Below are 14,451 nucleotides of genomic sequence, written 5' to 3' on the forward strand. Positions count from 1 at the left end.
GGGCGGAAGGCGATAGGCGGCTGCGCGTCTACCTGTATCACATCCCCGCGGTCAGCCAGGTGCCGCTTGGCCTGGACCTGATCGATCGGCTGTTGACCGCCTATCCGGGCATCGTGGCCGGCATCAAGGACAGCTCGGGCGACCTCGCCAACACGCGCGCGATGATCGAGCGCTTCGGCGCGCGCGGCTTCGATGTGTTCGCCGGTACCGAGGCCATCCTGCTGGAGACCATGCGCGCGGGTGGGGCGGGCTGCATCACCGCCACCGGCAATGTCAATCCCGCGCCGATTGTCGACCTGTATGCCAACTGGCAGGCGCCGGACGCCGATGCGCGGCAGGCCGCGCTGAACCGCACGCGTGCGGCGTTCCAGCAGTTCCCGATGATCGCCGCGATGAAGGAGGCGATCGCGGTGCAGAGCGCCGACGGCGGCTGGCGCACGGTGCGGCCGCCGCTGACCGAACTGCAGGAGGCGCAGCGCGCGATGCTGGCGCAGGCGCTCGATGCGCTGGGCTTCGCGATGCCGGGCGCCGACCGGCTCGCGGCCTGATCGAATCGCAAGCCAGCAGGACCATCGCAACAAGCATCCCCAACACCAACAACGACACCCCAGGAGACAGCCATGATGTTTGCCACCCAGCCATGCCGTCGGTTTGCCGGCCTTCGCCTCGCCTTGTGCGCCGGCGCGGCCGGACTCGCGATGACCGCGATCACGGCCATGCCGGCGGCGGCCGCCACCGAGGCCTTTCCCAGCAAGCCGATTCGCGTGGTCGTCGGCTTTGCTCCCGGCGGCGGCGCCGACATCGTCGCGCGCCAGCTCGGCGCGCAGCTGTCCAAGCAGATGGGGCAATCGATCGTGGTCGAGAACCGGCCCGGCGCGACCGGCACCATCGCGGCGTCGAACGTCGCGCAGTCGCCGGCCGACGGCTATTCGATGATGCTGGCCTCGCAGTCGACCATGGTGATCGCGCCGAGCATGTACGCGAAGCTGCCGTTCGATCCGCTGAAGGACTTCATGCCGGTCACGCAGGTGGTGTCGATGCCGCTGGTGATGGTGGTCAATCCGTCGGTGCCCGCCACCACGGTGAAGGAGGTCGCCGATCTGGTGCGCGCCGGCAAGCTGACCAGCTACGCGTCGTCCGGCCCCGGCGGCCCGCAGCATATCGCCGGCGAGCTGTTCAACACGATGAGCGGCATCAAGCTGACGCACGTGCCGTACAAGGGCGAGTCCGCCGCGCTGACCGACGTGATCGCCGGCAACGTGCCGGTGATGTTCGCCAACGTACCGGTGGCCGCGCCGTTCATCCAGTCCGGCAAGCTGAAGGCGATCGCGGTGTCGAGCCTGGCGCGCGCGCCGAGCCTGCCGCAGGTGCCGACGGTCGCCGAGGCCGGTCTGAAGGACTTCGAGGTGCTGACCTGGTATGGCCTGTTCCTGCCCGCCAGCACGCCGCGCCCGATCGCCGCGCGAATCAGCGACGAGGTGGCCAGGGCGCTGAAGGAGCCGGCGCTGCGCGCCAAATTCGTCGAGCAGGGGCTGAATATCCTGGGCACCAATCCCGAGCAGTTCGGCAAGTTCATGACCGGCGAAGTGCCCAGATGGGCGGCGGTGGTGAAGGCGTCGAATATCCGGCCGGAATAAGGCCGCTTGCCGTCCCCCCATCCGATCCCGATCCCGATCTCGTTCTCGTCCACAAAACACGGAAACAAGCGCCGTATGGAAGCTGGCCACACGATTCGCCAAGACAAGACCCTGCTGGGCCCCTGCATCCGCCTGCATCCCGCCGACAATGTCCTGGTCGCGCGCATGGATGTCGGCATCGGTGCGCAGGTGCCGGGCCAGACCTGGACCACGCGCAGCCAGGTGCCGGCCGGTCACAAGATCGCCGCGCGGGCGATCCGCGCCGGCGAGCCGATCGTCAAGTACAACGTCTGCATCGGCTTCGCGGCGACCGACATCGCGCCCGGCAGCTACGTGCATTCGCACAACGTGAGCTTCCAGGAGTACGAGCGCGACTACGCCTACGGCCGCGACTATGTGCCGGTCGAGCGCGTGCCCGCTTCGCGTCAGGCCATGTTCGACGGCATCGTGCGGCCCGATGGGCGCGTCGCCACGCGCAACTATGTCGGCATCCTGTCGACGGTCAATTGTTCGGCCACCGTGGTGCGCAAGATCGCGCAGTGGTTCACGCCCGAGCGGCTGGCCGACTATCCCAATGTCGATGGCGTGGTCGCCTTCAGCCATTCGCTCGGCTGCGGCATGGAGATGACCGGCGAACCGATGGACCTGCTGCGGCGGACCATGGCCGGCTACGCGCGCCATGCCAATCTCGGCGGCGCGCTGATCGTCGGGCTGGGCTGCGAGCGCAACCAGCTCAAGGGCCTGCTCGAGACGCAGTCGCTGCAGGACGGCCCCTTGCTGCGGACCTTCGTGATGCAGGACAGCGGCGGCACTCGCAAGACCATCGAGGCCGGCATCGCGGCCGTGCTGGCGCTGCTGCCCGAGGCCAACCGCGTCGAGCGCCGGCCGGTACCGGCCAGCCACCTGACGGTGGGCCTGCAGTGCGGCGGCTCGGACGGCTTCTCGTCGATCACCGCCAATCCGGCGCTGGGCGCGGCGGTGGACCTGCTGGTGCGCCACGGCGGCACCGCGATCCTGTCGGAGACGCCGGAGATCTATGGCGTCGAGCACACGCTGACGCGGCGGGCCGTCAGCCGCGCGGTCGGCGAGAAGCTGGTCGAGCGGATCCGCTGGTGGAAGGACGAGTATTCGGTCGGGCGGGACGTGCAGATCAACGGGCAGGTCAGCCCGGGCAACCAGATGGGCGGGCTGGCGAACATCTTCGAAAAGTCGCTGGGCTCGTCGATGAAGGGCGGCACCGGTCCGCTGATGGCGGTCTACCGCTATGCCGAGCCGGTGACCGAGCACGGCCTGGTCTTCATGGATACGCCCGGCTACGACCCGGTATCGGCGACCGGGCAGATCGCCGGCGGCGCCAACCTGATCGCGTTCACCACCGGGCGGGGCTCGATGTTCGGCGCCAAGCCGGTGCCCAGCGTCAAGCTGGCCACCAATTCGCCGATGTACCGCCGGCTGGAAGAAGACATGGACCTGAACTGCGGCACCATCCTCGACGGCGAGAAGACCATCGAGCAGGTCGGCGAGGAGATCTTCCAGCTGATGCTGCGCACCGCCTCGGGGCAGCGTTCGAAGAGTGAATTGCTGGGGCTGGGCGACAACGAGTTCGTGCCGTGGCACATCGGCATCATGAGCTGATGAGCTGATGAGCTGATGAGCTGATGCCGGGGCCGGGCCTCTAGCCGGCGTCCCGCGCTGCCAGCAGCGCGTCCACCATCTCGGCAAAGCCTTCGCCGCCAGGGGCCTCGGTCACATAGGCCGGCGGCACCGGCAGCAGCGGCAGGATCTCGCGCACATTGGCCACGCCGACCGACAGCGGGAAGTGGGCGAACATCGACGCATCGTTGGCCGAGTCGCCGATGAACACCCATTCGTCGCGCTGCGCGTCCAGATCGGCGCCGAGCAGTTCGGCCGCGCACAGGCGGCTGGTACTGAGCTTGTCGTGCTGGCCGAACCAGCCGTTGACATGGATCGAGCTGACGGTGGCCGTCATGCCGGCCTCGTGCATCAGCGCGACGATACGGTCCACCGCCGCGGGCGGCAGCGGCGCGACGTCCTCGGCGTGATCGATGGCCAGGTCGGCGGCGTGCCAGTGCTGGTCGGACGCCAGCGCGCAGCCGGGCACTTCCCGCAGGATCCTTTCGCCCAGCTCGTGGATGCGCCGCAGGTTGTGCGCGCGCGTTGGCGCGTCGTCGATAAAGCGCGTGACCAGGCGCCCGTCGCGCAGATGCGAGTAGAAGGCGCCGTTCTCGCCGATGATCGCGTCGACCGGCCACAGCCGCGTCAGGATCTCGGCCCAGGCGATGCAGCGGCCGGTGACGGGGATCACCTGCAGGCCGGCGTGCCGCAGGCGCTCGATCGCCAGATAGGTCTGCGCCGGCAGGCGGCCCGCGGTGGTCAGCGTGCCGTCGATATCGGTCAGCACGCCGCGCACGCGGCGCAGCGCCGCGGCGGGCAGCGAGGCGGGGAAGACCGGCAGGGCGGGGAGGGCGGGGGGGGTTTGCGGGGTCGACATGGCGGCGCATTGTACCTCGCGGTCACGGTGGCCTAAGCTAAGTCACGGCGCTGTCATCTTGCTTGCCACCGGCCCGAATCGACCGCGAGCCGGCCTGGACATTGGTAGAAACGCTCGGTTTCTCGGCGCGCGTGAGCGGAGTAACATCCGCTTGTCACAAAAAATGCATACATTCAGCCGGTTTCCGACTGGGTGACGCAATAAAGAGGAGAGCCGTCGATGACCATCCGCCGCAGTATCACCGTCAAGCTGGCCGCCGCGGCCGCCGCCGTGGCCGCGCTGAGCGCCACCGGCGCCGCGCACGCCGCCGTCGAAGTCCAATGGTGGCATGCGATGCAGGGCGCGCTGAACGACAAGGTCAATGAGGTCGCCAACAAGTTCAATGCCAGCCAGACCGAGTACAAGGTCGTGCCGGTCAACAAGGGCAACTACGACGAGACCCTGGCGGCGGGCATTGCCGCCTTCCGCGCCGGCAGCGCCCCGGCGATCCTGCAGGTGTTCGAGGTCGGCACCGCCACCATGATGAGCGCCAAGGGCGCGATCAAGCCGGTCTCGACCGTGATGAAGGAAGCCGGCGAGAAGTTCGACCAGAAGGTCTATATCCCGGCGGTGGCGGGCTACTACACGTCCGCCAAAGGCGAGATGCTGTCGTTCCCGTTCAACAGCTCGACCACGGTCTTCTACTACAACAAGGACGCCTTCAAGAAGGCCGGCCTCGATCCCGAGAAACCGCCCAGGACCTGGCCCGAGGTGATGCAGTACTCGGCCAAGATCAAGGCCTCGGGCGGCAACTGCGCCTACACCACCGACTGGCAGGGCTGGGTCCACCTCGAGAGCTTCTCGGCCTGGCACAACACGCTGTACGCCACCAAGAACAACGGCTTCGGCGGCACCGATACGCGTCTGGTGTTCAACAGCCCGCTGCACGTCAAGCACATCGGCAATCTGCAGGACATGGTCAAGAAGGGCTACTTCAGCTACGGCGGCCGCAAGGCGGAGTCGGGCGCGAAGTTCTTCAATGGCGAGTGCGCGATGTTCACCGGCTCGTCGGCGACGCTTGCCAACGTGCGCAAGAACGCCAAGTTCGCCTTTGGCGTGTCGCAACTGCCGTACTACCCGGATGTCGAGGGCGCTCCGCAGAACACCATCATCGGCGGCGCCTCGCTGTGGGTGATGGCCGGCCGCAAGCCCGAGGAATACAAGGGCGTGGCGAAGTTCTTCAGCTTCCTGTCGCGCCCCGAGGTGCAGGCCGACTGGCATCAGGCCACCGGCTATCTGCCGGTCACGACGGCGGCCTATGAGCTGACCAAAAAGTCCGGCTTCTACGAGAAGAATCCGGGCGCCGACGTGTCGGTGCAGCAGATGGTCGTCAAGACCACCGACAAGTCGCGTGGCGTGCGGCTGGGCAACATGGTCCAGGTGCGCACCGTGGTCGACGAGGAACTCGAGGCGGTCTGGGCCGGCAAGAAGGAGCCCAAGGAAGCGCTCGATACCGCGGTCAAGCGCGGCAACGAGCTGCTCGAGCGCTTCCAGCGCACCGCCAAGGAGTAAGCGGCAACCAGCGATCGGCGCCGCGGTTCGCGCGCCGGTCGGCCGCCTGCGATTCTGTCGCGCACCTGCCGCCGTCCTCGTGCGGCGGCAGGTCCGATTCCTCCGGGGCGCCGCGACGGCGCTCCTTTGCATTCGCCACGCATGGAAAAACGCGTCGTCTTCCGTTCGCCCTGGCTGCCGTATCTGCTGGTCTTGCCGCAGATCGCCATCACGCTGATCTTCTTCTTCTGGCCTGCGGGCCAGGCGCTGTACCAGTCGGTGCTGCAGCAGGATGCGTTCGGCATCAGCCTCGAATACGTCGGCGCGGCCAACTTTATGACGCTGTGGAACGACCCGAACTACCTCGAGTCGTTCCGCGTGACCGCGATCTTCGCGTTTGGCGTGGCGCTGCTGGGCATGTCGTTCGCGCTGCTGCTGGCGTATTTCGCCGATCGCGCGCTGCGCGGCGCGGTCGCCTACAAGACCCTGCTGATCTGGCCGTACGCGGTGGCGCCGGCGGTCGCGGGCGTGCTGTGGATGTTCCTGTTCAACCCGACGCTGGGCATCGTCTCGTACATGCTGCGCAAGGGGGGAGTGGACTGGAACTTCCTGCTCAACGGCGACCAGGCCATGCTGCTGGTGATCATCGCCGCGGCGTGGAAGCAGGTCAGCTACAACTTCCTGTTCTTCCTGGCCGGGCTGCAGAGCATTCCGCGCTCGCTGATCGAGGCCGCCGCGATCGACGGCGCCGGGCCGTGGCGCCGCTTCTGGTCGATCGTGTTCCCGCTGCTGTCGCCGACCACCTTTTTCCTGATGGTGATCAACGTGGTGTACGCGTTCTTCGACACCTTCGCCATCATCGACGCGGTCACCCATGGCGGGCCGTTCAATTCGACCAACACGCTGGTCTACAAGGTCTATCACGACGGCTTCCGCGGCATGGACATCGGCGGCTCGGCGGCGCAGTCGGTGATTCTGATGGCGATCGTGATCGCGCTGACGGTGGTGCAGTTCCGCTACGTCGAGCGGCGCGTCCAGTATTGAGCGGCAACCGATGAATACTGCATCGAAGACCGCAACGAAGACCGCAATGAAGACCGCTATGAGGACCGCAACGCAGACGGCAGACAGGTATCCCACATGGTAGAGCGGCGTCCCTTCCTCGATTTCCTGACCCACGTGGTGCTGATCGTCGGCATCCTGATCGTGGCCTTCCCGGTCTATGTGACCTTCGTCGCCTCGACGCTGACCGCCGAGGAGGTGCTGGACGCGCCGATGACGCTGATGCCGGGCCCGCATCTGCTGGAGAACTACCGCACCGTGCTGTTCGAGGGCGTCGGCGTGGCGGCGGCCCCAGTGTCCACCATGCTGATGAACAGCATGATCATGGCGCTGGGCATCTCGCTGGGCAAGATCGCGATCTCGATCATCTCGGCCTTCGCGGTGGTGTACTTCAAGTTCCCGCTGCGCAAGACCTTCTTCTGGATGATCTTCATCACGCTGATGCTGCCGGTGGAGGTGCGCATCCTGCCGACCTACGAGGTGGTGTCGGACCTGGGCATGCTCGACAGCTATGTCGGCCTGACGGTGCCGCTGATCGCCTCGGCCACCGCGACCTTCCTGTTCCGCCAGTTCTTCCTGACGGTGCCGGACGAACTGGCCGAGGCCGCGCGCATCGACGGGGCGGGGCCGATGCGCTTCTTCCTCGACGTGCTGCTGCCGCTGTCCAAGACCAGCATCGCGGCGCTGTTCGTGATCCAGTTCATCTACGGCTGGAACCAGTACCTGTGGCCGCTGCTGATCACCACGCAGAAGTCGATGATCCCGGTAGTGGTCGGCGTCACGCAGATGATCTCGCGCTCGGGCGATGCCGCCACCGACTGGAACCTGGTGATGGCGACCGTGATGCTGGCGATGATCCCGCCGGCGGTGGTGGTGATCCTGATGCAGAAGTGGTTTGTGAAGGGATTGGTGGAGACCGAGAAGTAACGACGGTTTTCTCCCCCTCTCTCCAACCCCTCTCCCCAACTCCTCTCCCGCAATGCGGGAGAGGAGAGCAAGACAACGCAGCCAATCGGCCGAATCGATCGATATCGAACAACAGAAACACATGGCAAAACTGTCGCTCCGAAACGTTCAGAAGACCTACGCCGGCAATGTCGCCGCCGTGCATGGCATCGACATGGAAGTCGACGATGGCGAGTTCGTCGTGATCGTCGGGCCGTCGGGCTGCGGCAAGTCGACGCTGCTGCGGATGGTCGCGGGGCTGGAGACCATCACCGGCGGCGAAGTCCATATCGGCGGCCGCGTGGTCAATCAGCTGGAGCCGGCCGAGCGCGATATCGCGATGGTGTTCCAGAACTACGCGCTCTATCCGCACATGACCGTCTACGACAACATGGCGTACGGTCTCAAGATCCGCGGGATGCCCAAGGCCGAGATCGAACAGCGCGTGCGCCATGCGGCCGGCATCCTCGAACTGGCGCCGCTGCTCGAGCGCAAGCCGCGCCAGCTGTCGGGCGGCCAGCGCCAGCGGGTGGCGATGGGGCGCGCGATCGTGCGCGAGCCGGCGGTGTTCCTGTTCGATGAGCCGCTGTCGAACCTCGACGCCAAGCTGCGCGTGCAGATGCGGCTGGAACTGAAGGAGCTGCATCGGCGCCTGCGCACCACCAGCCTGTATGTCACGCACGATCAGGTCGAGGCGATGACGCTGGCCGACCGGATGATGGTGCTCAACGGCGGGCGCGTGGAGCAGATCGGCACGCCGCTCGAGGTCTATGCGCGGCCGGCCAGCATCTTCGTCGCCGGCTTTATCGGCTCGCCGCCGATGAACCTGATTCCGGTAGTGCGCAACGAAGCGGGGCAGGGCACGGCGCCTTCCGGTGTGCCATCAGACGCGCCGATGCGCGTGCTGGGCCCGGACGGCCAGCCGTCCGACGCGACGCTCGGCCATCTGCCGATGGGCCTGCATCTGCCGCAGCGGGCGCTGCTGGGTTTGCGGCCCGAACATCTGGAACCCTGCGCCGCTCAGGAAGCCATCGCCCAGATCGACGTGCGCGTGGTCGAGGCGCTGGGGGCGGACTCGTTCGCCTACGGCACGCTCGGCGGCCAGCAGGTGGTGGTCCGGCTGGACAGCCATATGCCCGTGCGGGCCGGCGAGAAGCTGCCGGTGACGGCATCGAGCGACCATCTGCACTTCTTCGACCACGCCAGCGGCAAGCGGATCGAGGCCTGAGATGGCAGCCGACCGCCAGTCCGCCGATGCAAGGACCGCCGAGGCCACGCTGCCGCCCTGGCCCTATCCGCGCACGATCGCCCATCGCGGCGCCGGCAAGCTGGCGCCGGAGAACACGCTGGCGGCCTTCCGCCACGGCGCATCGTTCGGCTATCGGATGTTCGAATTCGACGTCAAGCTGTCGGCCGACGGCAAGCCGGTGCTGCTGCACGACGCCACGCTGGAGCGCACCACCAGCGGCCGCGGCCGCGCCGATGCGCTGACGCTGGGCGAACTGGCGCAGCTCGACGCCGGCAGCTGGCACAGCCCGACGTACGCCGGCGAACCGATTCCGACGCTGGCGGCGATCGCGGCCTACACGCGCGCCAACGGCCTGCACGTCAATATCGAGATCAAGCCGGTGCCCGGCACCGAGGCCCGCACCGGCGCCGCGGTGGCGCTCGACGCGCTGGCGCTGTGGGCCGGCGCCGCCGTGCCGCCGCTGCTGTCGTCGTTCTCGGAGGCGGCGCTCGAGGCCGCGCGCCGGGTCGCGCCCGACCTGCCGCGCGCGCTGCTGCTCGACACGCTGCCGGCCGACTGGCTGGACCGGCTGGCACGGCTGGGCTGCGTTGCGCTGGACGCCAACCATCGAGAGCTGGATCGAAATGTGATTGAAGCTGCGCACCAGGCCGGATATCGGGTCGCCTGCTATACCGTCAACGATCCGGACCGTGCCGCGGCGCTGCTGGAATGGGGCGTCGACGCGGTGATTACCGACGCGGTCGACCGGATCGCGCCGTGCGAGGGAATATCGGCTGGTTAAAGACGACGGAATGAAAGCCGTCTGAAAGAAATCGACGGCATTTCGCAACAGCCATTCCCCAAAGTGCACGGGGTTATGGGCGGGGAAAACCGGCAAGGCGTGCAATACCGCGGGAAACCGTTGGATCGGTGTTGCACTACAGGAAAAGAGCGATGGACGTTTGCGCAAACGTGCTATTCTTACGCGCAGTGAAGACTTAAGGTCCTTCCCCGCACAACTTGCCCTTCCGGGCTTCTGCGCGCCGGCACCCCAGTGGTGCCGTTTGCTTAGGGGCCTTCAAGAGTTGTTTGCAATCCGCTAACCGGTCAAGCCGTGTCGCGGAAGGTTGATAAACCCGCTTAACTTCGGCATACCCGAAGAATAGTGAGCGCCCCATGATGCAGCAGTATCAGAGCAATTCGTACCTCTTCGGCGGCAACGCGCCGTACGTGGAAGAGCTGTACGAAGCCTACCTCCAGAATCCCGCCTCGGTCCCCGACAACTGGCGCGCGTACTTCGACGCGATGCAGAACGTGCCGGCCGCGAACGGCACCGCCTCCCGAGATATTCCCCACGCCCCGATCGTCGCCTCGTTTGCCGAGCGCGCCAAGCAGGGCCCGATCCGCACCATCGTCGCCTCGGCCGATGCCGACATGGGCCGCAAGCGCGTCGCCGCGACCCAACTGATCGCCGCCTACCGCAATATCGGTTCGCACTGGGCCGACCTCGATCCGCTCAAGCGCCAGGAGCGTCCGCCCCTGCCGGATCTGGATCCCGCCTTCTACGGCTTCTCCGAGGCCGACCTCGACATCGTCTTCAATGCCAGCAACACGTATTTCGGCAAGGAGACGATGAGTCTGCGCGAACTGCTGCAGAACCTGCGCGAGACGTATTGCAGCAGCATTGGCGCCGAATTCATGTACATCAGCGACCAGGCGCAGAAGCGCTGGTGGCAGGAGCGCCTCGAATCGACGCGCGCCCGTCCGGTGTTCACGGCCGAGAAGAAGAAGCACATCCTCGAGCGCCTGACTGCCGCCGAAGGCCTGGAGCGCTTCCTGCATACCAAGTACGTCGGTCAGAAGCGCTTCTCGCTCGAAGGCGGCGAGAGCTTCATCGCCGCGATGGACGAGCTGATCCAGCGCGCCGGCAAGCAGGGCGTGCAGGAAATCGTCATCGGCATGGCCCACCGCGGCCGCCTGAACGTGCTGGTCAACACCCTGGGCAAGATGCCCGCGGACCTGTTCGCCGAATTCGAAGGCAAGCACGTCGACGATCTGCCGGCAGGCGACGTCAAGTACCACAAGGGCTTCTCCAGCGATGTGTCGACGGAAGGCGGCCCGGTCCACCTGTCGCTCGCGTTCAACCCGTCGCACCTGGAAATCGTCAACCCGGTGGTCGAGGGCTCGGCCAAGGCGCGCCAGGAGCGCCGCGGCGAAGCCGGCCATCGCGAAGTGCTGCCGGTGCAGGTGCACGGCGACGCGGCCTTCGCCGGCCAGGGCGTCGTGATGGAAACGCTGAACCTGGCCCAGACCCGCGGCTACGGTACCGGCGGCACGATGCACATCGTGATCAACAACCAGATCGGCTTCACCACCTCGGACCCGCGCGACGCGCGTTCGACGCTGTACTGTACCGACGTGGTCAAGATGATCGAAGCGCCGGTGCTGCACGTCAACGGCGACGATCCCGAAGCGGTCGTGTTCGCGATGCAGCTGGCGGTGGACTACCGCATGGAGTTCAAGAAGGATGTCGTGGTCGACATCATCTGCTTCCGCAAGCTAGGTCACAACGAGCAGGACACCCCGGCGGTCACGCAGCCGCTGATGTACAAGAAGATCTCGCAGCATCCGGGCACCCGCAAGGTCTACGCCGACAAGCTGGCCACGCAGAACGTGGTGCCGGCCGAGTTCGGCGACGAGCTGGTCAAGGCCTACCGCGCCGCGATGGACGCGGGCAAGCACACGGTCGATCCGGTGCTGTCGAACTTCAAGAACAAGTTCGCGGTCGACTGGATGCCGTTCCTGAACCGCAAGTGGACCGACGCCGCCGACACCGCCGTGCCGGTGACCGAACTGAAGCGCCTGGCCGAGCGGATCACCACGATCCCCGAACAGTTCAAGCTGCATCCGCTGGTCGAGAAGGTGATCAAGGACCGCGCCAACATGGGCCGCGGCGATCAGCCGCTGGATTGGGGCATGGGCGAGCACCTGGCCTTCGCCTCGCTGGTGGCATCGGGCTATCCGGTCCGCATCACCGGCCAGGACGCCGGCCGCGGCACCTTCACGCACCGCCACGCGGTGCTGCATGACCAGAACCGCGAACGCTGGGATGCCGGTACGTACGTGCCGCTGCAGAACGTCTCCGAAGGCCAGGCCCCGTTCACCGTGATCGACTCGGTGCTGTCCGAGGAAGCGGTGCTGGGCTTCGAATACGGCTACTCGACCGCCGAGCCGAACGCGCTGGTGATCTGGGAAGCCCAGTTCGGCGACTTCGTCAATGGCGCGCAGGTCGTGATCGACCAGTTCATCTCGTCGGGCGAAGTCAAGTGGGGCCGCGCCTCGGGCCTGACGCTGATGCTGCCGCACGGCTACGAAGGCCAGGGTCCGGAACACAGCTCGGCGCGCATCGAGCGTTTCCTGCAGCTGTGCGCGGACCACAATATGCAGGTCTGCCAGCCGACCACGCCGGCGCAGATCTTCCACCTGCTGCGCCGTCAGATGATCCGGCTGTTCCGCAAGCCGCTGGTCATCATGACGCCGAAGTCGCTGCTGCGTAACAAGGACGCGGTGTCGCCGCTGTCGGATCTGGCCAAGGGCCATTTCGAGACCGTGATCGGCGAACACGAGGAGCTGAACGCCAGCAAGGTCAAGCGCGTGATCATGTGCTCGGGCAAGGTCTATTACGACCTGGTCGCGACGCGCAAGGAGCGGGGCGCCAGCGATGTCGCCATCATCCGCCTCGAGCAGCTCTATCCGTTCCCGCACAAGGCGGTGGCCGCCGAACTGAAGAAGTATCCGAACGCCACCGAGATCGTGTGGTGCCAGGACGAGCCGCAGAACCAGGGCGCCTGGTTCTTCGTCCAGCACTACATCATGGAGAACATGACGGAAGGGCAGAAGCTGGGCTATGCCGGCCGTCCGGCGTCGGCTTCGCCGGCCGTGGGCTACTACGCCAAGCACAACGAGCAACAGAAGGCGCTGCTCGATGCGGCGTTCTCCAAGCTCAAGGGCTTCGTGCTGAGCAAGTAAGCGCCAGTGCGGGCAGGGCGCGCCGGTTGGCGGGCCCTGCCGCGCTGCGCTCGCCGCCGTGCTTGCACGTGCGCCCGCGCAATCCCCGATCGCATCGCATCGAACCGCATCGGACCGCGCCAGTCGCCTCCCTTAGTCACGACTGCGCCGGTTCGTCCCGAATACCGCTGCATACACGCATTTACCGAGGAAACTCACACCATGGCCATTGTTGACGTCAAGGTCCCGCAACTGTCCGAATCCGTCGCCGAGGCGACCCTGCTGAACTGGAAGAAGAAGCCCGGTGAAGCCGTCGCCCAGGACGAAATCCTGATCGAAATCGAGACCGACAAGGTCGTGCTCGAAGTGCCGGCACCCTCCGCAGGCGTGCTGTCGCAGATCGTCAAGAACGACGGCGACACCGTGACGGCCGATGAAGTCATCGCCAAGATCGATACCGAAGCCACCGCTGGCGCCGCCGCTCCCGCTGCCGCCGCGCCCGCCCCGGCCGCCGCACCGGCTGCCGCCGCTCCCGCCGCCGCCGGCGCCGTGGCGATGCCGGCGGCCGCGAAGCTGATGGCCGAGCAGGGTCTGTCGGCCGGCCAGGTTGCCGGCACCGGCAAGGATGGCCGCATCACCAAGGGCGACGTGCTCGCCGCCGGTTCGGCACCCGCGGCCAAGGCCGCGCCGGCTCCGGCCGCCAAGCCGGCCCTGCAGCAAGTGTCCGCCCCGGTCGACTTCGCCACACTGGGCGATCGTCCGGAAGAGCGCGTGCCGATGAGCCGCCTGCGCGCCCGTATCGCCGAGCGCCTGCTGCAATCGCAACAGACCAACGCCATCCTCACCACCTTCAACGAAGTGAACATGAAGCCGGTGATGGACCTGCGCAACAAGTACAAGGACCGCTTCGAGAAGGAACACGGCGTCAAGCTGGGCTTCATGTCGTTCTTCGTCAAGGCGGCCGTGCATGCGCTGAAGAAGTACCCGATCATCAACGCCTCGGTCGACGGCAACGACATCGTCTACCACGGCTACTTCGACATCGGCATCGCGGTCGGTTCGCCGCGTGGCCTGGTGGTGCCGATTCTGCGCAACGCCGACCAGATGAGCCTGGCCGACATCGAGAAGAAGATCGCCGAGTTCGGCGCCAAGGCCCGTGACGGCAAGCTGTCGCTGGACGAGCTGTCGGGCGGTACCTTCTCGATCTCGAACGGCGGTGTGTTCGGCTCGATGCTGTCGACCCCGATCATCAACCCGCCGCAGTCGGCGATCCTCGGCGTGCACGCGACCAAGGACCGCGCCGTGGTCGAAGACGGTCAGATCGTGATCCGTCCGATGAACTACCTGGCGATGTCCTACGACCACCGCATCATCGACGGCCGCGAAGCCGTGCTGGGCCTGGTGGCGATGAAGGAAGCGCTGGAAGATCCGGCCCGCCTGCTGCTGGACCTGTAATCGCAGCATCCGCCGCGGTCTCCCGATCGGGGACCGCGCGCCGCCCGGGCGCAGGCCCGGCGGCCAACCGAACG

Annotated in this window: 11 protein-coding genes; 10 read left to right on the plus strand and 1 reads right to left on the minus strand. The window is 66.6% G+C overall.

Annotated features, from left to right (window positions below):
* The 3 genes from HTY53_RS20565 to HTY53_RS20575 form a co-directional block, all read left to right on the plus strand.
* A partial coding sequence (locus HTY53_RS20565) for a dihydrodipicolinate synthase family protein (protein WP_174108421.1) occupies window positions 1-548 on the plus strand: 548 nt, incomplete at its 5' end.
* Between the two features lie 72 nt (window positions 549-620).
* Complete coding sequence (locus HTY53_RS20570; protein ID WP_174108422.1) at window positions 621-1,637, plus strand: tripartite tricarboxylate transporter substrate binding protein; 1,017 nt, start codon at window positions 621-623, stop codon at window positions 1,635-1,637.
* Between the two features lie 75 nt (window positions 1,638-1,712).
* Window positions 1,713-3,272 (plus strand): UxaA family hydrolase, encoded by a 1,560-nt coding sequence (locus tag HTY53_RS20575; protein WP_174108423.1) that lies wholly within the window; start codon window positions 1,713-1,715, stop codon window positions 3,270-3,272.
* A 40-nt stretch (window positions 3,273-3,312) separates the two neighbouring features.
* Here the strand turns inward: HTY53_RS20575 and HTY53_RS20580 are convergent, their stop codons facing one another.
* Window positions 3,313-4,149, minus strand: coding sequence for an HAD-IIB family hydrolase (locus HTY53_RS20580; RefSeq protein WP_174108424.1), 837 nt, complete (start codon window positions 4,147-4,149; stop codon window positions 3,313-3,315).
* A gap of 219 nt (window positions 4,150-4,368) precedes the next feature.
* Between HTY53_RS20580 and ugpB the strand changes: the two genes are divergently transcribed.
* The 7 genes from ugpB to odhB all read left to right on the plus strand — a co-directional run bounded on the left by ugpB (window position 4,369) and on the right by odhB (window position 14,377).
* Window positions 4,369-5,700, plus strand: a complete 1,332-nt coding sequence (ugpB, locus tag HTY53_RS20585) for a sn-glycerol-3-phosphate ABC transporter substrate-binding protein UgpB (protein WP_174108425.1) — start codon at window positions 4,369-4,371, stop codon at window positions 5,698-5,700.
* 141 nt (window positions 5,701-5,841) lie between these two features.
* A complete protein-coding gene (gene ugpA, locus HTY53_RS20590) occupies window positions 5,842-6,723 on the plus strand; it encodes a sn-glycerol-3-phosphate ABC transporter permease UgpA (RefSeq protein WP_174108426.1) in 882 nt (293 codons plus the stop codon).
* Window positions 6,724-6,819: 96 nt separating this feature from the next.
* The gene (gene ugpE / locus HTY53_RS20595; protein ID WP_174108427.1) at window positions 6,820-7,668 is read left to right on the plus strand and encodes a sn-glycerol-3-phosphate ABC transporter permease UgpE; all 849 of its coding nucleotides are present in this window, start codon (window positions 6,820-6,822) and stop codon (window positions 7,666-7,668) included.
* Between the two features lie 121 nt (window positions 7,669-7,789).
* On the plus strand, window positions 7,790-8,914 hold the full coding sequence (locus HTY53_RS20600) for a sn-glycerol-3-phosphate import ATP-binding protein UgpC (protein WP_174108428.1): 1,125 nt from the start codon (window positions 7,790-7,792) through the stop codon (window positions 8,912-8,914).
* A gap of 1 nt (window position 8,915) precedes the next feature.
* Window positions 8,916-9,716, plus strand: coding sequence for a glycerophosphodiester phosphodiesterase (gene ugpQ, locus HTY53_RS20605; protein WP_174108429.1), 801 nt, complete (start codon window positions 8,916-8,918; stop codon window positions 9,714-9,716).
* Window positions 9,717-10,090: 374 nt separating this feature from the next.
* Complete coding sequence (locus HTY53_RS20610) at window positions 10,091-12,943, plus strand: 2-oxoglutarate dehydrogenase E1 component (protein ID WP_174108430.1); 2,853 nt, start codon at window positions 10,091-10,093, stop codon at window positions 12,941-12,943.
* A gap of 201 nt (window positions 12,944-13,144) precedes the next feature.
* The gene (gene odhB / locus HTY53_RS20615) at window positions 13,145-14,377 is read left to right on the plus strand and encodes a 2-oxoglutarate dehydrogenase complex dihydrolipoyllysine-residue succinyltransferase (protein ID WP_174108431.1); all 1,233 of its coding nucleotides are present in this window, start codon (window positions 13,145-13,147) and stop codon (window positions 14,375-14,377) included.
* The last annotated feature ends 74 nt before the right edge of the window (window positions 14,378-14,451 follow it).

The organism is Cupriavidus gilardii (assembly GCF_013314895.1).
GTDB lineage: Bacteria > Pseudomonadota > Gammaproteobacteria > Burkholderiales > Burkholderiaceae > Cupriavidus > Cupriavidus gilardii_C.

Bases quoted from the DNA above. Each gene is read 5' to 3' on its own strand.
- ugpB (WP_174108425.1), top strand. From the start codon at position 4,369: ATGACCATCCGCCGCAGTATCACCGTCAAGCTGGCCGCCGCGGCCGCC.
- ugpE (WP_174108427.1), top strand. From the start codon at position 6,820: ATGGTAGAGCGGCGTCCCTTCCTCGATTTCCTGACCCACGTGGTGCTG.
- ugpQ (WP_174108429.1), top strand. From the start codon at position 8,916: ATGGCAGCCGACCGCCAGTCCGCCGATGCAAGGACCGCCGAGGCCACG.
- ugpA (WP_174108426.1), top strand. From the start codon at position 5,842: ATGGAAAAACGCGTCGTCTTCCGTTCGCCCTGGCTGCCGTATCTGCTG.
- HTY53_RS20610 (WP_174108430.1), top strand. From the start codon at position 10,091: ATGATGCAGCAGTATCAGAGCAATTCGTACCTCTTCGGCGGCAACGCG.
- HTY53_RS20575 (WP_174108423.1), top strand. From the start codon at position 1,713: ATGGAAGCTGGCCACACGATTCGCCAAGACAAGACCCTGCTGGGCCCC.
- odhB (WP_174108431.1), top strand. From the start codon at position 13,145: ATGGCCATTGTTGACGTCAAGGTCCCGCAACTGTCCGAATCCGTCGCC.
- HTY53_RS20580 (WP_174108424.1), bottom strand. From the start codon at position 4,149: ATGTCGACCCCGCAAACCCCCCCCGCCCTCCCCGCCCTGCCGGTCTTC.
- HTY53_RS20600 (WP_174108428.1), top strand. From the start codon at position 7,790: ATGGCAAAACTGTCGCTCCGAAACGTTCAGAAGACCTACGCCGGCAAT.
- HTY53_RS20570 (WP_174108422.1), top strand. From the start codon at position 621: ATGATGTTTGCCACCCAGCCATGCCGTCGGTTTGCCGGCCTTCGCCTC.